The sequence below is a fragment of the Neobacillus terrisolis genome (assembly GCF_051233475.1).
In the GTDB taxonomy this organism is placed as follows: domain Bacteria; phylum Bacillota; class Bacilli; order Bacillales; family Cytobacillaceae; genus Bacillus_BU.
In genome coordinates this window covers 1-19,396 of record NZ_JBKFGH010000010.1, presented here as the reverse complement: position 1 = coordinate 19,396, position 19,396 = coordinate 1, and the positions used below count along the sequence as shown (strand labels likewise).

Sequence of the window (19,396 nt, the reverse complement as noted above, 5' to 3'; positions counted from 1 at the left end):
CAACACAGCAAAGCGGCGGGGGACAGTCCCCCGCCGCTTTACTGTGTTAAACAATTGGTAAAATGCGATGATTTTAACAGGAGTGATTCTGCCCCCATTTTCAAATGATATGGATGTACCTCTAAAGAAGGAGTGATACAGCATGGCAAAAGATGTTTTATGTGAAGTGAGAAATTGTCAATTTTGGGAAAGTGGAAACCTTTGTGGCGCTGACCAAATTTATGTTGTCAGCCAAAGTGGAGATACAGCAGACACAAGCTCTGGAACAGATTGCAAAACCTTTATTCCTAATGATGAATTGTCTTAATAACAATTCCCTCCCAAGAATATCGGTTTACCATTTCTTTTAGCAGTATAAGGGCCAGACTACAATATGTCTGGCCCTTACTATATTAGTGAAAACGATTCTTTAAAAACAGTCGATTTTTCCAAACTGAACTTGTTAATATCAAAGCCAATCCCTGGCCCCTTTGGTACTTCAATATACCCGTTTTCAACGGTTACTTCAGGAAGAGTAATATCTTCATCCCAATAACGGCTTGATGCAGAAATATCCCCCGGTATTGTAAACCCTGGTAAAGAGGCAAGGGCAATATTATGCGCTCGCGAAATTCCAAATTCCAACATTCCGCCAACCCACACATCAATCCCCTTTTGTAAGGCTAAATCATGAATTTGTTTTGCGGTTTGCAGGCCGCCCACCCTGCCGATTTTCACATTAATAACTTGGCAGCTCCCCAATTCAATCGCTTTCCTGGCGTCTTCATACGTTACAATACTCTCATCCAAACAAATAGGCGTTTGAATTTCCTTTTGTAAAGTAGCATGGTCAATAATATCATCATGGGCCAAAGGCTGCTCAATCATCAATAACCCATATTGATCCAACGCTTTAAGTCGATCGATATCTTTCAACGAATAAGCTGAGTTCGCGTCAGCCATAATCGACAGATTGGGGAACTGTTTTCTGATCGGCTCAATCAAGTTAATATCATGGTCAGGACTTATTTTCAGCTTTACTCTTTGATATCCATCCGCTAAATACGATTCTATTTGACTGATCGCATCTTTGATTGAACTAGTCCCAACCACTACTCCGGATGAAATCTTCGTTTTTGAGCCTCCTAGTAAGCTCGACAGCGACATTTGCTGCCTCTTGGCAAATAAGTCCCATATCGCAGTTTCTAAGCCTGCCTTGGCCATTTGATTACGTTTATATTTATTTAACAGGGCAGTCACTTCGTTCGGATGAGTAATTGACTCTTTTTTTAATAATGGAATAAAATAATCCTTCAGCATGTGAAAGCACGTGCTAACCGTTTCCTCAGTGTACCAAGGAGAAGAAAAAGCAACCACTTCCCCATAGCCCTGAAATCCCTGATGATCCGTAACTTCAACAATTATCGCTTCTCTATCATTGACCGTTTCGAGATGAGTAGAAAACGGAAGCTTTAATCGCTTTGAGATAAGGTACAATGTAATCGTTTTGATTTTAATCATTAGCATGACCTCTTTCCAATTGGTCACGAAGGTTTCTTCTAAGCAGTTTATTAGCTGCATTCCTTGGTAATTCATCAATAAAAATGATTTTCTTTGGTACCTTATATTTGGCAAGCTTATGTTGACAAAAGGAAATAATATCTGCCTCTGAAAGTTCAATTAACTCTTTTGCCACCACAAAAGCAACCGGAACCTGGCCCCATTGTTCATCTTCGATCCCTATTACACCCGCATCGACAATTCCTTCATGTAAAAGCAGGACCCCCTCAATTTCTGCAGGATAAATATTCTCACCACCTGAAATAATTAAATCAGCCCGGCGGTCTAGAACATAGAGGAATCCGTCCTCATCAACATATCCGATATCACCCGTATGAAGCCAGCCATTTCGAATTTTAATGGCATTTTCTGTTTCACGGTATAAATAGCCTTGCGTAACGTTTGGACCCTTGACAATTATTTCTCCTTCTTGGACAGGAGCTAATTCCAGACCATCAGCATCGACAATTTTTAACTGAGCCGGAAACAAAGGTTTGCCTGCTGAGCCTAACTTATTTAGACTATTTTCGGGAAGCAGCGTTACAATTTGTGATGAGGTTTCCGTCATTCCATATGTTTGAAACACAGGAATCCCGATTTTCGCACAATCCTCCAGTAGCGACAGTGGGGCAGGACCACCCCCTAGCAGCATACAACGAAAATGTGCTGGAATTCGATTGTTCCCAAGCTCATTCACCATTCTTGTCAACATTGTCGTCACGACTGACATGATGGTTACCTTATGTTTTTGTATATCAGTAAGGACTCTACGTTCATCAAAGCCCTGGTGGAGAACAATTGGGATTCCATACACTAGGCTCCTCATTAAGATGGAGTAACCGCTAATATGGAAGAGCGGCACTGTGCACAGCCAGCAATCATCATCATTCAATCCAAGATTTAAAGCCGATCCAATCGCACTCCACCAATGATTATCGTATGTTTGGATAACCCCTTTCGGAAAGCCAGTCGTGCCCGAGGTATACATGATGGTACAAATATCCTCAAGATTATATTCGTCACGAATCGGGAACGTAACAGGTTCCATGCTGAAAATCTGCTGCTTTGTCCAAATGGAATATAACGGCTGCTTGGCTTGTAAAGACGCTATTGTCGAGGAAAATGACTCCTCGGAAATTAATGCCGTGCTCTTAGAATCATGAAGCTGCCAGGCAATTTCCTCATCGGAAAGCCGGTTGTTTAAAATGACGGCAGTTGCCCGGAGCATTTGCAAAGCATAAAGAATAACTACTGTATCAAGATGATTTTTTAACAATACACCCACAAACTGACCCTTTTTGATTGAAACTGAAGCCAGTTGCCCAGACGTAATTAAAACTTTTTCATATACTTCTTGAAAAGAAAATGTTACATCATCAAAAATAACCGCAGGTCGAGAAGGAGTTAAAAAAGCCCGCTTCGTTAACCAATTTGGAATTTGTTGTGTCACGATTCAAATCACCCACTTAAACCTTGTATATGTCTTCAAAAAAACAGCTTGATGGAGTCCATCAAGCTGTTTTTCTAGTTCATAAGCTGGTCAACTTATACTATCGATCAAGGGAAACGCGGGAATTTCCCGAAGTCAGGCTTTCGCTTCTCTTTAAATGCGTCACGACCTTCTTTTGCTTCATCAGTAGTGTAGTAAAGCAATGTTGCATCACCAGCAAATTGCTGAATACCAGCTAAACCGTCCGTATCAGCATTAAATGCAGCTTTCAAGAAACGAAGGGCTGTTGGGCTCATTTCAAGCATTTCCTCACACCATTTAACCGTTTCTGCTTCAACCTGGTCTAACGGTACAACCGTATTAACCAGCCCCATATCCAATGCTTGCTGAGCATTGTATTGGCGGCATAAGTACCATATTTCACGAGCTTTTTTATGACCGACGATTCTTGCTAAATAGCCGGAGCCATATCCAGCATCAAAGCTGCCGACCTTAGGACCAGTTTGTCCAAATTTAGCATTGTCAGCCGCAATCGTTAAGTCACAAACGATATGTAATACATGACCTCCACCGATTGCATATCCTTTTACCATCGCTACAACTGGCTTAGGAATTACCCGGATAAGGCGTTGAAGATCAAGCACATTTAAACGTGGGATTTGATCATCGCCAACGTATCCGCCATGACCACGGACTTTTTGATCCCCACCGGAGCAAAATGCATCATCCCCTGCTCCTGTTAAAATAATAACACCGACATCCTTATCATCACGCGCATAAGCAAAAGCATCAATAAGCTCCATTACGGTCTTGGGACGGAATGCATTGCGTACTTCAGGACGGTTAATCGTAATTTTGGCAATCCCATTATACTTTTCATATAAAATGTCCTCGTATTGACGGGCAGCGATCCATTCAACTGTCATAGTGTATTCCTCCTTATTTAATAGATTTTAAAAACTCCCTTACTATTGTACCAAATTTTCCTGCTTGTTCCACATGAATTGCGTGACCGCACCCTTCTACCACAGTCCATTGACAATGGCTCAGTTTTTCCTTCATTTCATTTGCGATCGCACAAAACTTATTGTCTAGTTCCCCGGTTATCAATAAAACCTCAAAAGTCAGCTTTTCTAATTGATCCCAATAAGAAATTTGCGCACCCGTTCCCATGCCATATAGACTGTTAACCAAACCGATAACGGAATTGGTAGAGCGCTGCTTTCTGATTTCCTGACGAATTGTAAGGGGAAGATTTTTTTGCGTTTCAAACAAAGGAATGTTCTCCCAGTAATCGACAAAAGCTTCTATTCCTTGATCTTGAATAAAGTCTGCAAGCTTTCGATCACTCTTTTGTCGCTCGATTCTTTCCTGCTCCGTTTTAAGACCCGGAGAAGCACTTTCAAGAATGAGTTTTCTTACCTTTTCGGGATTCGTTGCCGCAAACGATAGTGCCAACCTTCCTCCCATAGAATAACCAAGAAAATCGGCTTTATCAATATTCATTTTCTCCAAAACAGATGATAAATCCCGGACTGCTGCTTCCATTTGATAATGTTCAAGTTGGTCTGGAGCATCAGTCAAGCCATGACCAATGATATCAATCATGATTAAGGTTGAATCAGGTGCCCAATGTTTACTAAAAGGCCTCCACGTTCCTGCATTACCAGTAAAACCATGAAGCAGGACGAGAGGATAACCATTACCAACCATCTCAACATGATAACGAATTCCGTTCACATTTACATCCATACTCATTGGTTTATCTTTAGCCATTTTTCTATTTCCTGGGAAACATCATTCCACAATTTTCGATGCTCATTCACATTTGCATCTCTTTCTGTCGGAATCTCATAAACAACAAGTCCCGGATAATCGAAATCGTTTTTTATGACAGCTGAAAAATGGTCCCAATTTTCAATGGTTTCATATTTTCCTTCAAACATTTGCACCGCATGTTTAAAATCGATATTTAACGGTGTACCAAATAACCGTTCAAAATGTTTTGGAAGACCCGCTTGAGGTAAAAATGAAAAAATGCCGCCTCCATTATTATTAATTAAAATAATTCGGATCGGGATTTCAAGCATTTTTGATGCCAATAAACCGTTCAAATCATGAAATAACGTTAAATCCCCCAACACTAAATAAAGCGGTTGGTGAACGGTTGCTGCTCCAAGTGCAGTCGATACAATACCATCAATCCCATTTGCACCGCGATTAGCCATAATGCGAAGCGATTTTCCATTATTATGAAAGAACGAATCTAAATCTCGAATCGGCATACTATTTCCCACGAAAACAGTTGCCCCATGTGGCAGAAGGCTGGACAACTGATAGAACAGCTTCGCTTCACTTAATTTGATTTCATCATTTACACTGGATAACTGATTCTTAGTCAATTCGTTTAAGTTTACCCATTGCTCAAAATAAGCGGATTCATGTCGATCTTCTATAAACGATAATACCGACTGACATAAAATATACTCATCACAATAAAGCATTTCTGAGGTCATCGCATTTGGGTCGCGCCAACCTCTGCCACCATCTACAACGTAATGCAAGGCGTCATCATTTTCCCTTAAAAAAATCGTCAATGCTTTTGAAACAGGCATCGCTCCAAAACGAATAACGATTTCGGGTTTCAAATATTCCTTTACAGCTTGATTTCGCAAAAATGTATCGTATGTATCAATAATTTGTGTTTGGCTGTGCTCTCCGCTTCTTAATTGTGAGAGCGGATCAGCGAGAATTGGAAACTGAAGTTTCTCTGCAAGCTTAATGACAGCTTCTTGAAAAAGAGGGTGGTCAAGCGGGCCACACACAATGACCCCTTTAGCTTCCTCTGACCATGAAGCTGCAAGTCTTTTAAAATGTTCAAGAGATAATGTTAATTCGCCTGATACAATTTTAATCGGCCCTTTAACGCGTTTATTTTTTTCAAACACTTGTGGATCATCCAGTTTTGGCAACAACGGTTCACGAAATGGCAAATTCAAATGAACAGGCCCTGCTGGAGTCATTTGCGAAGTAGCAATCGCTCTTGCACAAACGGTTTGAGCATAGCGAATTAATTCATCTGTTGCTTCTGGTAAAGCCATTTCTACGAACCATTTAACATGCTGGCCATAAAGATGAATCTGGTCAATTGCTTGTGGAGCACCTACATCCCGCAGTTCATGTGGGCGATCGGCGGTTAAGACAATGAGCGGCACCCTTGAAATATTCGCTTCAACGATTGCTGGAAAATAGTTGGCCGCTGCTGTACCTGATGTACAAAGAAGGGCAACCGATTTCCCCTGTGCCTTGGCAATGCCTAATGCAAAAAAACCAGCTGAGCGTTCATCAATTTGAATATGAAGTTTAAGGCCCGGGTGTTCGGCCATCATTAATGCTAATGGGGTTGACCTTGATCCCGGACTCACAACAACGTCTGTAACACCTGATTCAACCAGCTCTCCAACAAATGCTGCTAAATAAGCAGTAAGTGATTCTTGGTGATTCATATTCCTTCTCCTCCAAGCGCCGTAAGCATCGGACGAAACTTAATGTTTGTCTCTAAGTATTCACTTTCTGAATCTGAATCAGCCACTACACCACAACCTGCAAACAAAGATGCTTCCTTCCCTTGAATTAAACCAGAACGAATCGCCACCGCAAATTCTCCATTTCCACAGTAGTCCATCCATCCTAATGGTCCTCCATAATGACCGCGATCCAACAGCTCTACTTCGCGAATCTTTTCAACCGCTTCCTGTTTCGGAAGTCCACCTAATGCCGGTGTTGGATGAAGCCGTTCAACAATTTGCAGCAAAGAGGAATCATCCTCCGTTTTCCCGATTACAGGTGTATATAAATGTTGAATATCTCTCATTTTCATCATCCGTGGTTTCTCTGGGATAATGACTTCAGTGCAAACTTCACTCATTGCTCCTTTTATCATGTCAACCACGTATTGATGTTCGATTAAATTCTTTTGATCTGATAAAATTTCTTGTTCCAACAGATAATCTTCTTCAACTGTTTTCCCGCGTTTAATGGAACCAGCTAAACATGTTGTAAAAAGATCATTGCCGCTTTTTTTCAATAATCGTTCAGGCGATGCTCCAACAAAGCAATCACCGTGAGATTCAAAGGCAAAAACAAAGCTTTCTTTTTGCTCTGATAAAAGGTGTGCGAGCACTCTTTCAACACGGACAGGTTCATTAAAGAAAAGTCTTAGCTCCCGAGCGAGAACCACTTTTTTTAAAGGTAATTGTTCTGTCTGCAGTCCCGCTACAATTTGATCAACTGTTTTTTTCCAAGCTTCTGGTTGAATTTCCTCTGTCTTAACAAGCTGACTATCGTTGAATGCAATCGAATCTTTTGCCGAATTCAGTAACCGTTCTCTTTCAGAGCTTATTTTTTCCACTAACGAAGCGTCATCATGCTGTGTACAAAGAATATTGGTGGTTAAATATGCTTGTCCTTCAAAAATAGAAAGCATATACTTTGGAATGTGAAAAAGTGAATTTGAATATTTAGACCACAACGTTGTTTTAGGCTTTAACGGATCAAAAGAAAAGCCCCCGAACATCGCAGGACCTAAGCCGTTATGTGAATATGGATTATTAATAATGGCATTTTCAATAAAGCGCTTCCACTCATTTTGAACATGACAAAAACGATCAGAACTCTGATCGGACTGAATTTGTTTTGAGATCCCTAAGCCTACCAAAAAATTTTGATTTGATGGGTCTTTCCAAAAAAAGCGTTCACCAAAGTATTTTTCACTACCAGAAAAGAAAAATGACAGGGGTTCAATAGGATCAATTTTATGAACTTCACTAACTAGTACAGGTGTAGCTAAAGCTTTGGCTCTTGTGATTGCTTCGAAGATCCGCGTCTTTAACTCCGATTCATGTAAGATTACCAAAATAATCCCCCCAATAACAGTAAACTACTGCTATCCTTTCATTTTAAGCTTATTATAAGATACACCTCATTACAAATCGTGTCAATAATCCGTGTCACAGCAACCCTAGTATTTTCCTTATTATATTATGATTTCACTCCATCTATACAAAACGACTATTTTCTTCGTGGTAAAACAAGAGGCCATCCAAAATAATCATCCTTTCTATATTCATTTCCAGCCAAATGAAATGAATTGACACTTCGGTTTGCATTTTCTACACTTAAATAGGAGGTTCTTTGACAACTACCTGTTTATCCATTAAAATAATATAGTTTTCCTTATTCTTTTTATAAATATTTTTCACAAGGGAGAGTCTGATCTATGCAACCACAAATGCATACAAAGTCTTCTTCAGTTGTTAAACAACCAGGCTGGAAAGTTTGGTGGCAACTAACAAGACCTCATACACTTACAGCGGCATTTGTGCCGGTTTTATTGGGTACTGCTTTAGCAATGCCTCTTACTGACATACATTTTGGACTTTTTCTGGCTATGCTGCTAGCATGTTTACTTATTCAGGCAGCAACAAATATGTTTAATGAATATTATGACTTCAAACGCGGTTTAGATACAGCTGAATCAGTTGGGATTGGCGGAGCAATTGTTCGCGAAGGCATCGAAGCTCGTACCGTTTTATACCTTGCACTTGCGCTGTACGGAATCTCATTATTGCTCGGTGTTTATATTTGCGCAAACAGCAGCTGGTGGCTTGCGCTTATTGGATCCGTCTCAATGGCAGCAGGATATTTGTACACAGGCGGACCGATTCCAATTGCTTACACTCCTCTTGGAGAACTTTTTGCAGGCTTTTTTATGGGATGTTTAATCATTTTAATTTCCTTTTTTATTCAAACAGGTACAGTTACGGGGACAGCGATTCTAATCTCCATTCCAATTACGATTTTAGTTGGAGCCATTTTAATGTCTAATAACATCAGGGATTTAGATGGGGACAAGAAATTTGGACGGAAAACATTAGCGATCCTTTTGGGAAGAAAAGGCGCGATTATCTTTTTAGCAGGAATGTTTATCGTTTCATATTTATGGGTTTTTGCCCTTATTTTGTTAAAGATTGCCACACCATGGTTAGCCATTGTTCTGATCAGTTCACCTAAACCATTAAATGCAGTAACTGGTTTTATTCGTAACAATATGCCGCTTCAAATGATGCCGGCCATGAAAGCCACTGCCCAAACGAACACAATCTTCGGATTTCTTCTTTCAATCGGTTTATTTTTAGATTATTTTTTATAAAATAGGAACAAAAGCGCAAGCGCCCGGGTAGCTCTGTATGGACTGGAGCACATCGACTGAGATAAAGGAAACACGAAGAGCGATAGCGATTCGATGTTGACTTATCGTAGGGAGGTGGGCGAAGTACACTAGGAGCTGGGCGCTGGAGCTGGACGATTCTAACTGTGCAATAGTTATCCACAGCTTGGAATTCTATAATTTCCTAAAACACCAAAAAAGCTGACTCAAATGAGTCAGCTTTTCTATTTTTGCAGGCTTTGTATTTGCCTTTATACTGGTTTTATTTTCCAGATATCGTCCGCATATTCTTTAATGGTTCGATCGCTCGAAAAATAACCTGAGGCTGCAATATTTTGCAGGCTCATTTTGATCCACTGGTCACGGTTTTTAAACTTTCGCTCTACTTCCTTATGAATGGATACATAAGAATCAAAGTCTCTAAGCACGAAATACTGATCATTTTGAATCAATAAGGAGTCATAAATAGGTTCAAATTCATCATCAACATCAGGAAAATATCCATTTGTTAATTGATCAATAACATGGCGTATTTTTTTATCATGATGATAATATTCCATCGAATGATAGCCGCCTTTTTGATAAAAATGGAGCACTTCCTCAGCTGTTAAGCCAAAAATAAAAATATTCTCTAGACCCACGCGCTCTTTAATTTCTACATTTGCACCGTCTAATGTACCAACCGTCAGTGCGCCATTCATCATTAGCTTCATATTTCCTGTTCCTGATGCTTCCTTGCTTGCAGTGGAAATCTGCTCACTCACATCGGCAGCCGGGAAAAGTTCCTCAGCAACTGATACGCGGTAATTTTCTAAAAATACAACCTTTAACTGATCCTGTACGGCTGGATCACCATTGATTTTTTCAGCTACCGTGTTAATTAATTTAATAATTTTTTTTGCATAATAATAGCCCGGCGAAGCTTTTGCACCAAAGATAAACGTCCGCGGATACAATCTGAAGCTTGAATCTTCCTTGAGACGATTATAAAGGTGCATAATGTGAAGTACATTCAATAATTGACGTTTATAGGCGTGCAGCCTTTTAACATGAACATCAAATATAGAGTGTGGATCGATCGTTATTCCAGTCTGTTCAAAAACGCGTTGTGAAAAACGCTCCTTATTTTCTTGTTTAACGCTCTGAAGCTTATCTAAAAATCCTTTATCCTCTTTAAACTCTGTCAACTTAATAAGTTCTTGTGGAGATTGGATCCAGCCAGTCCCAATCGCACTTGTAATTAACGAGGAGAGCTTCGGATTTGACTTTAACAACCAGCGTCGATGGGTAATTCCATTCGTTTTATTATTAAATTTTTCAGGAAAAACCTGATAAAACAGATTCATCTCTCTATTTTTTAAAATATCGGTATGAATTTGGGCAACACCATTAACACTGTAGCTTCCCACCAGTGCTAAGTGAGCCATCTTTACCTCATCATTAACGATAATCGACATGTTATGAATCCGATCCCAATCCCCAGGGTTAATCTCCCATAATTTCTCACAAAAACGCCGATTAATTTCCTCGATAATCATATAGATTCTTGGCAGCAACGGCTTAAACAGGCGAACCGGCCACTTCTCTAACGCCTCTGACAGCGTTGTGTGATTTGTATAGGAAATCGTATTCGTGGTGATATCCCAGGCCTCTTCCCAGCCCAATTTCTCCTCATCAAGAAGAATTCTCATCAGTTCAGGAATAGCCATGACAGGGTGGGTATCATTAATATGAATCGCAATTCGATTTGGCAGTTCATTAATAGGGCGATGAGTAGCCCGAAAACTGCGAATGATCGACCTAATGCTCGCAGAAACTAATAAATACTGCTGCTTTAGGCGGAGAATTTTCCCATCATCATGGGTATCATCAGGATATAGAAATTCCGAAATCGCCTCTGTTTCCCGCTTGTACTTCATCACATCTTGATAAAAAGGATATGGAGAAGGTTCCGCACTCCATAATCTTAGCGTATTCACAGTATCAGTGTGATAGCCAATGACCGGAAGATCATAAGGTACTGCTGTTACCACTTCAGCGTTTATATGGCGAAAGGAAAGGCGATTATTTTCAAAATAGGATTCGATTTCTCCCCAAAAAGGAACCTCTACAGCTAAGTCCGTTTTGCGAATTTCCCAGACCTGTCCATAACGGAGCCATTGCTCAGGAAGCTCAACCTGATACCCATCAACAAACTTTTGTTCAAACAAACCGTGCCGATAACGAATTCCACATCCATGTCCAGGAAGATTTAAAGAAGAAAGGGAATCTAAAAAGCAGGCAGCTAATCTACCGAGCCCTCCATTCCCTAACCCTGCATCGGATTCGATCTCTTCTAATTCCTCTAAATCTACTCCCAGCTCTTGCAATCCGCCTTCTACCAGTTCTTCAATCCCTAAATTCATTAAATTGTGACGCAGTAATCGCCCTAATAAAAACTCAATCGATAAGTAATAAACCTGTTTCTCTTGTGATGTTCGATATTTTTCCTTTGTATGAATCCAATTTGAACTGACATGCTCTCTAATCATTTGCCCTAATGTAAGGAAATGGTCGTTCTTGGTACTTTCTTTAAAGGGCTTGCCACACAACATCTCGAGGCGTTTTAAAAAGGCTTGTTGAAATTCCTGTTTATTAGAAAACATGGCTTTCACTCCTTGATATCAGTTCGGAATAAAGCCGGTTATACTGAAATGCCGATTGGGCCCAACTGAAGTCTAAATCCATGGTTGTCTTCACTAGTTTCCTCCAGATTGGTTTTTTATAATGATAGAAGGACAAACAATGTCTAATCGTAAACAGCATATCGTGAGCATTAAAATTCGCGAATGAAAACCCATTCCCCTTTTCCGACCACTCATCATAGGCTGTAACAGTATCATTAAGACCGCCTGTTTCCCTTACAATTGGAATACTTCCGTACCTCATCGCAATCATTTGCCCTAACCCGCATGGTTCAAATTTCGACGGCATTAAAAAAATATCAGAACCTGCATAAAGCTGATGGGCCCATTCTTCATTAAAGCCAATTTGGACCCTAACTTGGTCAGGGTATTGGTGAGCCATTTCCCGGAAAAACCATTCAAATTCGAAATCACCTGTACCGAGCACAACCAGCTGCAATTTTTCCGCCATCATTTCATGAAAAACAGCTTTTACTAGATCAAGTCCCTTTTGTTTTGTTAATCGGGTAACCATGACCATTAACGGGATATCATCATTTTCTGTTAATCCTAACGATCTTTGGACATATCGTTTATTCTCAAGCTTCAATGATATGCTTGCTGAATCAAAATTGCGATAAATCAACGGATCATCAGCTGGATTATAAAACGTGTCATCAATCCCGTTAAGAATTCCCTTTAAGTCAGCATGCCGCTTTCTCAACAAACCATCGAGTTTTTCTCCAAAATAAGCGGTTTGGATTTCTTCAAGGTATGTTGGACTTACCGTCGTAATCATATCTGCCGAAACAAGACCCGCTTTCATGAAGTTTATATTTCCGAAAAACTCCAATTGATCTTGGGTAAAATATTTCGTGCTAATTCCAAGTAAATCCTCCAGCGTATCCTTCGGAAAAACACCTTGAAATAATAGGTTGTGGATTGTGAATATCGTTCGAATGAATTCATATCCAGGTTTTCGGTAATATTCAATGCGATGCAAAAATGGAATCATCCCTGTGTGCCAATCATGACAGTGAATAATATCGGGGGAAAAATTCAAGTGGGCAACAGCATCGAGGACAGCCCGATTAAAAAATGCAAATCTTTCTCCATCGTCGAAATAGCCGTAAAGGCCTTCTCGTTTAAAATAGTATTCGTTATCAACAAAATAATAAATGACGCCATTTAATTTAAGCTCTAACAATCCGCAATATTGATTTCTCCAGCCAACCTTTACGGTAAAATCAATGACTTTTCGCATTTTTTGTTTATAGCTTTGTGAGATCGTCCCGTAGTTGGGGAGAATCACTCTAACATCTGTGCCTTGGTTTATTAACTCTTTCGGTAAAGATCCTGCAACATCTGCAAGTCCTCCGGATTTAATAAATGGAATACATTCTGAGACTGCAAACAGGATTTTCACGAATTCATCAGCGCCCCTTGAACAGTACTGTTACGAATAACAATTGGTGCATCAAATGGAGCCTTGATCATTCTAGAGGCTTCGATAACGACGTCTTTATCAAGGATAACACCGTCCAATTCACAATTGTCTCCAATTTGGCACTTTTGTAAAATCACACTATTCCGGATCGTTGTGTTTTTTCCGACTTTAACTCCTCTTGCAATAATACTATTTTCGATTTTCCCTTCAATTTGACAACCATTCGCAATCATTGAATTTTGGATCGATGCACCTTGTGTGTACCGAGTCGGAGGTTCATCCATGACCTTGGTAAAAATCGGCTGTCCCTTTAAGAATAGACCTTTCCAAACGCTAGGTTGTAGAAGCTCCATACTTGTCGAGTGGTATTTTTTTACCGAATCGATCATAACAGCATATCCAGTATATTGGTAATAGCATATTTTATAATTATGATTAAGGGAATTCACGACATCATCCATACACGTGAACCCAGTTTCTTTCCGATTTTCAATCAACTCAATGAGCAGAGATGTTTTCACAATGTACATTTCAAGTGATTTGCCCTCACTTCGAATTTCTGTGATATCACAATTTGAAGCAATGTGGGACTTTAGAATTGAACGGAAATCAATATTGGCAACAGTAAAACAGTTCGCAATTAATACGTATTCTTGTGAACTGCGACTAAAAAATCCTAAGTTAGCAGCAAATTGATTAAATGATCCCACACCATCATTTGGACGATCTAAAAATTGAGGTGGGAATAAGAAGATTCCATCCCGTTTTCGATTCAAATCCCAATTTCTACCTGATCCGATATGATCCATTAAAGAACGATATTGAAACTTTGGAAATACAGCGACCTTTTTTACTCCTGAGTTCACCATGCTTGATAAAATAAAATCTATTAAGCGATACCGTCCAGCAAATGGGACCGCAGCAAGCGATCTATCAGTGATTAATTCTTCTAAATCTTCTTGATATGTTGTAGCATCTATAACCCCTAATAATCGTTTTTTCAACGCTGAAACCCTCCCAATTTATATTAATAGTAGAATCATCATAATAAAAAATTAGCCAATCTTTTTATTCAGCGCTGATTCAGTTTGAACGGGAATTTCTAGTAATAGTTCCTCTGTTACCAAAGCAACCCCTTCAGGATCGTTATTGCCACGTATAACAGCACCATCTGGAATCGTTATTCCACCTGGAATGATTGCTTTTTCAATAAAGGCATTTTTTCCAATGACGGTATCCGGCATAATGACGGATTCACGAACTACCGCCCCGCGTTCAATCGTGACACCTTGGAAGACAACCGACCTTTCAACATCCCCTTCAATCGTACAACCTTCATTGATGAGAGATTCTAAAATGGCAGCATCAGGGGAAATATATTGCGGGGGCTGATTTGGGTTCACCGAATAAATTCGCCAAGATGGATCAAATAAGTTCAATTCACATTTTTCATCCAATAAATCCATGTTTGCTTCCCACAAACTTCTTACTGTGCCTACGTCCTTCCAATACCCTTTAAACGGATAGGCAAATAATTTTTTCTGCTCTTCCAACATGCGAGGAATGATATCCTTGCCAAAGTCATGACTCGATTGTGGATTTTCATTATCCTTTATCAAATATTCCTTTAATACTTTCCAATTAAAAATGTAAATCCCCATTGAAGCTAAGTTACTTTCTGGAAACTCTGGCTTTTCGGCAAACTCTGTAATGCCCATTTCTTCGTTCGTATTCATAATCCCAAATCTGCTTGCTTCATCCCACGGTACTTCAATAACTGAAATCGTTACATCAGCGCCCTTGTCGATATGAAATTCAAGCATAGATTCGTAATTCATTTTGTAAATATGATCACCGGACAGGATTAAAACGTATTCGGGAGCATACTGCATTAAATAATTTATATTTTGATATATCGCACTTGCTGTACCTGAATACCATTTTACTTCTGAGGTTTCAGCGTAAGGCGGAAGGACGGTAACGCCACCATTCCTGCGATCCAGATCCCATGCGCTACCAATGCCGATATATGAATTTAATAAAAGTGGCTGATATTGGGTCAATACACCAACGGTATCAATACCAGAATTTGTACAATTACTTAGAGTGAAATCAATGATACGATACTTTCCTCCAAACGGTACAGCAGGTTTGGCAATATCCTTTGTTAAAGAATTAAGCCTGCTTCCCTTTCCTCCTGCCAATAGCATGGCGACGCACTTTTTCTTTCCCATTTTCCCCAAGCTCCTTTCGTTGTTTTACAGGACGCAACACAGTAATTCCAAAAGGCGGAATCGTCATTTCCACGTGGTGTGGTTTTCCATGATACGGCTCAGCAACTGTTTTTAAAACTTTCTTGTTATGATTATTGGCACCACCATAAATAGCAGCGTCACTGTTTAAAATTTCACGATAAGAACCTTCCTTTGGCACTCCAACTTTATAAGTTTCGTACGTTGACTCACTAAAGTTACAAACGATAATTAAAAAATCATCAGGGCTAGAACCCTTTCTAATGAACGAAAAAATAGATTGCTCACTGTTATTTACATCAATCCATTCAAAGCCCTCGTAAGTATGATCAAGCTCATATAACGGCTTGGAACGCTTATAAATCTTTAATAACTGCTTGCAGTACGCATCCATTTTTTGATGCATTTCATAATCGAATAAATTCCAATCAAGCTCTTCCTTATCTTTCCACTCTGCAAACTGACCAAATTCAGTTCCCATAAACAGCAATTTTTTTCCTGGATGGGCCATCATATAGCCTAATAGCAATCGTAATTGTGCAAATTTCCTCCAGTAATCTCCTGGCATTTTATTTAGAAGTGATTTTTTCCCATGAACAACTTCATCATGAGAGAAAGGGAGAATGAAGTTTTCAGAAAAGGCGTATAAAAATGAGAAAGTAACCTTATTATGCTCTGAAGAACGGTACTGGGGCTCTGTTTCCATGTAGGTCAACATGTCATTCATCCAACCCATATTCCATTTGTAGCTGAAGCCAAGTCCACCATGCTCAACCGGCACAGTTACTTGTGGCCAATCCGTTGAATCTTCCGCAATCATAAGCACAGTAGAATCATGCTCATGAACAACCTGATTTAGATTTCTTAAAAAATCTAATCCAAATGTATTTACATGTTCTCCATTGGAGTTAGGCCAGAATATAATGTTAGATACGGCATCGACACGGAATCCATCAATATGGTAATACTTCATCCAAAATAAAGCATTTGAGATTAAGAAGCTTTGGACTTCCTTCTTCCCTAAATCAAAATTGGCTGTGCCCCAGACGTGATTCTCGCGATCATTCTTTTCCTTATATTCATAGGTAAAATCCCCGTCAAAGCAATAGAGACCATGAGCATCTTTACAAAAGTGACCTGGAACCCAATCTAGAATTACACCAACACCATGCTGGTGGCATTGATCAACAAAATACATAAAATCTTGTGGAGTTCCGTAGCGGCTTGTTAGTGAGTAGTAACCGACTCCTTGATATCCCCAAGAGGCATCGAGCGGGTGTTCAACCAACGGCAATAACTCGACATGGGTAAATCCCCCTTCAAGAATGTAGGGAATTAACTCATCAGCAAGTTCTCTGTAGTTCAGGAAACTGCCATCCTGTTTCTTCTTCCAAGATCCTGCATGGACCTCATAAATCACCATAGGTTCAGTTTCATTACTTTTTCTGGCCTTTTTCCTTTTCCATCCTTGATCGTTCCATTTATAGCCTTCTAGGCTATACACAACGGATGCAGTCAGTGGCCTTAATTCAGAATAAAAACCGTACGGATCTGTTTTTAACGACTTCTCCCCTGATTGTGAAATAATTTCATACTTATAAAGATTTCCCTCAAGGTTCCCTTCCAGTACAAGTACCCACACACCCTCTTTATTTACTTTATGAAAGGAATACCCCTTTCCATTCCAATTATTAAAATCACCTACAAGATTAATTGACCTTGCATGAGGTGCCCAAACACTGAATCTAGTATATGAGCGATTCTCCTCTTCATAAATGTGTGCACCAAATAATTGGTAGCTTTCAAATAGCCTACCTTCGTGAAAAAGATACAACTCAAATTCTGTTGGTAAAAATGTTTTCACAGTCATAAGACACCCCGCCACTCTTTTTTCTTGGCCTATCTAGTAATATACATGGTTAAATAATATTATCCTATCAATACTTTTCCAAATATTAAGACAGTTTTAGTTAATATGTGATACACAACGGGAATATTCACTGTGTTCCATCATCATTCGACAGTAAATTCTCGTGATTACGACAAAATAAAACTAAATATATCAGAAAGTATTTTTTGTGAAATAGGTATTTTTTAATCCTTTCGAAGTTAGACAGGAGTAGGCTCAATTAATAGAAACAGAAATTAATGAATGATTATAACAGCAAATATATGTAAATTACATATAGAGGAAATTGGTCTTTATTTGTTTTTAGCTGTTAGCAGATGATTTTGTAATAAGAAAAGCACAGAGGAGATTTTTACTAGGTATTTAGGAGGATATATATTATTTCAGAAAAGTAAATTGTTATGTATTATTAAATGAGAGGCTGTTAAAAAGCAAGTGTGTTAATAGACTGGGAAAAGGGTAAATATCGGAGTAGGTACTGAGAGATGGAGGAAAGAGCAGGATCAAGCTAGAAGAGAATTCTTAATATTTCAGCTTGCTTTCCTATTAAACATTCCTAACAAAACTAACAATAAAAAAGCTATTAACCTTAGGTTAATAGCTTTTTTATATGACCCCTACGGGATTCGAACCCGTGTTACCGCCGTGAAAGGGCGGTGTCTTAACCGCTTGACCAAGGGGCCAAACTTTATCTGGCGGAGAAGGAGGGATTTGAACCCTCGCGCCGGTTACCCGACCTACACCCTTAGCAGGGGCGCCTCTTCAGCCTCTTGAGTACTTCCCCAAATAAATGGCTCCGCAGGTAGGACTCGAACCTACGACCGTTCGGTTAACAGCCGAATGCTCTACCACTGAGCTACTGCGGAACAATTACAAAAATATGGTGGGCCTAAATGGACTCGAACCATCGACCTCACGCTTATCAGGCGTGCGCTCTAACCAGCTGAGCTATAGGCCCATATTATGGAGCGGGTGATGAGAATCGAACTCACAACAACAGCTTGGAAGGCTGTGGTTTTACCACTAAACTACACCCGCATATTTTGATGGGGCGACTGATGGGAATCGAACCCACGAATGTCGGAACCACAATCCGATGCGTTAACCACTTCGCCACAATCGCCATAATTTTTAATAAGAAAAATCATATTAAGGTGGCTCAGGACGGAATCGAACCGCCGACACAAGGATTTTCAGTCCTTTGCTCTACCGACTGAGCTACTGAGCCATAAATGGCGGTCCGGACGGGACTCGAACCCGCGACCTCCTGCGTGACAGGCAGGCATTCTAACCAACTGAACTACCGGACCATTTATTGCGGGGGCAGGATTTGAACCTGCGACCTTCGGGTTATGAGCCCGACGAGCTACCGGGCTGCTCCACCCCGCGACGGTAAAAATTTATTCTATTAGGATAAATATGGCGGAGGAAGAGGGATTCGAACCCCCGCGCGGTTTAACCCGCCTGTCGGTTTTCAAGACCGATCCCTTCAGCCGGACTTGGGTATTCCTCCGCGTATAAATACTAAATGGTGGACCTTGTAGGACTCGAACCTACGACCGGACGGTTATGAGCCGTCTGCTCTAACCAGCTGAGCTAAAGGTCCGTATAAATTTGGTAGCGGCGGAGGGGATCGAACCCCCGACCTTACGGGTATGAACCGTACGCTCTAGCCAGCTGAGCTACACCGCCAAATTTATTAAGGATTGTTTATGGTGGAGTCTAGGGGGATCGAACCCCTGACCTCCTGCGTGCAAGGCAGGCGCTCTCCCAGCTGAGCTAAGACCCCATTATTAAATAATTTACATGGTCGGGAAGACAGGATTCGAACCTGCGACCCCTTGGTCCCAAACCAAGTGCTCTACCAAGCTGAGCTACTTCCCGATTTAAATGGCGCGCCCGAAAGG

The 19,396-nt window shown here is 40.2% G+C and carries 13 protein-coding genes and 14 tRNA genes; 2 read left to right on the top strand and 25 right to left on the bottom strand.

Going from position 1 to position 19,396, the window contains the following annotated elements; genetic code table 11:
- Positions 1-142: 142 nt before the first annotated feature.
- Entirely contained in the window at positions 143-307 is a 165-nt protein-coding gene (locus tag ACI48O_RS07250; RefSeq protein WP_435561065.1) for a DUF1540 domain-containing protein, read from the top strand.
- An 80-nt stretch (positions 308-387) separates the two neighbouring features.
- Here ACI48O_RS07250 and menC read toward each other — a convergent pair whose 3' ends face one another.
- The 6 genes from menC to ACI48O_RS07220 form a co-directional block, all read right to left on the bottom strand.
- A complete protein-coding gene (menC, locus tag ACI48O_RS07245; RefSeq protein WP_435561064.1) occupies positions 388-1,500 on the bottom strand; it encodes an o-succinylbenzoate synthase in 1,113 nt (370 codons plus the stop codon).
- Complete coding sequence (locus ACI48O_RS07240) at positions 1,493-2,989, bottom strand: o-succinylbenzoate--CoA ligase (RefSeq protein ID WP_435561063.1); 1,497 nt, start codon at positions 2,987-2,989, stop codon at positions 1,493-1,495. The genes menC and ACI48O_RS07240 overlap by 8 nt, the downstream gene beginning before the upstream one ends.
- Before the next feature lie 107 nt (positions 2,990-3,096).
- Positions 3,097-3,915, bottom strand: a complete 819-nt coding sequence (gene menB, locus ACI48O_RS07235) for a 1,4-dihydroxy-2-naphthoyl-CoA synthase (RefSeq protein ID WP_435561062.1) — start codon at positions 3,913-3,915, stop codon at positions 3,097-3,099.
- Between the two features lie 13 nt (positions 3,916-3,928).
- A complete protein-coding gene (menH, locus tag ACI48O_RS07230; protein ID WP_435561061.1) occupies positions 3,929-4,765 on the bottom strand; it encodes a 2-succinyl-6-hydroxy-2,4-cyclohexadiene-1-carboxylate synthase in 837 nt (278 codons plus the stop codon).
- Complete coding sequence (gene menD, locus ACI48O_RS07225) at positions 4,744-6,495, bottom strand: 2-succinyl-5-enolpyruvyl-6-hydroxy-3-cyclohexene-1-carboxylic-acid synthase (protein ID WP_435561060.1); 1,752 nt, start codon at positions 6,493-6,495, stop codon at positions 4,744-4,746. The genes menH and menD overlap by 22 nt, the downstream gene beginning before the upstream one ends.
- Positions 6,492-7,904, bottom strand: a complete 1,413-nt coding sequence (locus ACI48O_RS07220; protein WP_435561059.1) for an isochorismate synthase — start codon at positions 7,902-7,904, stop codon at positions 6,492-6,494. Before ACI48O_RS07220 ends, menD begins: the two co-directional genes overlap by 4 nt.
- Before the next feature lie 363 nt (positions 7,905-8,267).
- On the opposite strand from ACI48O_RS07220, the gene ACI48O_RS07215 reads away from it, so the two are divergent.
- Positions 8,268-9,200, top strand: coding sequence for a 1,4-dihydroxy-2-naphthoate polyprenyltransferase (locus ACI48O_RS07215; RefSeq protein WP_435561058.1), 933 nt, complete (start codon positions 8,268-8,270; stop codon positions 9,198-9,200).
- Between the two features lie 269 nt (positions 9,201-9,469).
- On the opposite strand, the gene ACI48O_RS07210 is transcribed toward ACI48O_RS07215, so the two are convergent.
- From ACI48O_RS07210 to ACI48O_RS07120, 19 genes are all read right to left on the bottom strand, one after another.
- Positions 9,470-11,863 (bottom strand): glycogen/starch/alpha-glucan phosphorylase, encoded by a 2,394-nt coding sequence (locus ACI48O_RS07210; RefSeq protein WP_435561057.1) that lies wholly within the window; start codon positions 11,861-11,863, stop codon positions 9,470-9,472.
- Entirely contained in the window at positions 11,853-13,307 is a 1,455-nt protein-coding gene (gene glgA, locus ACI48O_RS07205; protein ID WP_435561056.1) for a glycogen synthase GlgA, read from the bottom strand. The genes ACI48O_RS07210 and glgA overlap by 11 nt, the downstream gene beginning before the upstream one ends.
- Positions 13,304-14,332, bottom strand: coding sequence for a GlgC family sugar phosphate nucleotidyltransferase (locus ACI48O_RS07200; RefSeq protein WP_435561055.1), 1,029 nt, complete (start codon positions 14,330-14,332; stop codon positions 13,304-13,306). Before ACI48O_RS07200 ends, glgA begins: the two co-directional genes overlap by 4 nt.
- A gap of 51 nt (positions 14,333-14,383) precedes the next feature.
- Positions 14,384-15,562: a glucose-1-phosphate adenylyltransferase gene (locus ACI48O_RS07195; protein ID WP_435561054.1), complete on the bottom strand. Its 1,179-nt coding sequence runs from the start codon at positions 15,560-15,562 to the stop codon at positions 14,384-14,386.
- Positions 15,504-17,450: a 1,4-alpha-glucan branching protein GlgB gene (glgB, locus tag ACI48O_RS07190; protein ID WP_435561053.1), complete on the bottom strand. Its 1,947-nt coding sequence runs from the start codon at positions 17,448-17,450 to the stop codon at positions 15,504-15,506. The genes ACI48O_RS07195 and glgB overlap by 59 nt, the downstream gene beginning before the upstream one ends.
- A 650-nt stretch (positions 17,451-18,100) precedes the next feature.
- Positions 18,101-18,172, bottom strand: a tRNA-Glu gene (locus ACI48O_RS07185).
- 10 nt (positions 18,173-18,182) lie between these two features.
- Positions 18,183-18,273, bottom strand: a tRNA-Ser gene (locus ACI48O_RS07180).
- 7 nt (positions 18,274-18,280) lie between these two features.
- A tRNA-Asn gene (locus ACI48O_RS07175) sits at positions 18,281-18,355 on the bottom strand.
- Positions 18,356-18,370: 15 nt separating this feature from the next.
- Positions 18,371-18,447, bottom strand: a tRNA-Ile gene (locus ACI48O_RS07170).
- Between the two features lie 6 nt (positions 18,448-18,453).
- Positions 18,454-18,527, bottom strand: a tRNA-Gly gene (locus ACI48O_RS07165).
- A gap of 9 nt (positions 18,528-18,536) precedes the next feature.
- Positions 18,537-18,612 (bottom strand) — tRNA-His (locus ACI48O_RS07160).
- 32 nt (positions 18,613-18,644) lie between these two features.
- Positions 18,645-18,717 (bottom strand) — tRNA-Phe (locus ACI48O_RS07155).
- A 5-nt stretch (positions 18,718-18,722) separates the two neighbouring features.
- Positions 18,723-18,799, bottom strand: a tRNA-Asp gene (locus tag ACI48O_RS07150).
- Between the two features lie 5 nt (positions 18,800-18,804).
- A tRNA-Met gene (locus ACI48O_RS07145) sits at positions 18,805-18,878 on the bottom strand.
- 31 nt (positions 18,879-18,909) lie between these two features.
- Positions 18,910-19,002, bottom strand: a tRNA-Ser gene (locus tag ACI48O_RS07140).
- 16 nt (positions 19,003-19,018) lie between these two features.
- A tRNA-Ile gene (locus ACI48O_RS07135) sits at positions 19,019-19,095 on the bottom strand.
- Between the two features lie 9 nt (positions 19,096-19,104).
- Positions 19,105-19,181, bottom strand: a tRNA-Met gene (locus tag ACI48O_RS07130).
- Positions 19,182-19,202: 21 nt separating this feature from the next.
- Positions 19,203-19,278, bottom strand: a tRNA-Ala gene (locus tag ACI48O_RS07125).
- An 18-nt stretch (positions 19,279-19,296) separates the two neighbouring features.
- Positions 19,297-19,373 (bottom strand) — tRNA-Pro (locus ACI48O_RS07120).
- Positions 19,374-19,396 lie beyond the last annotated feature (23 nt).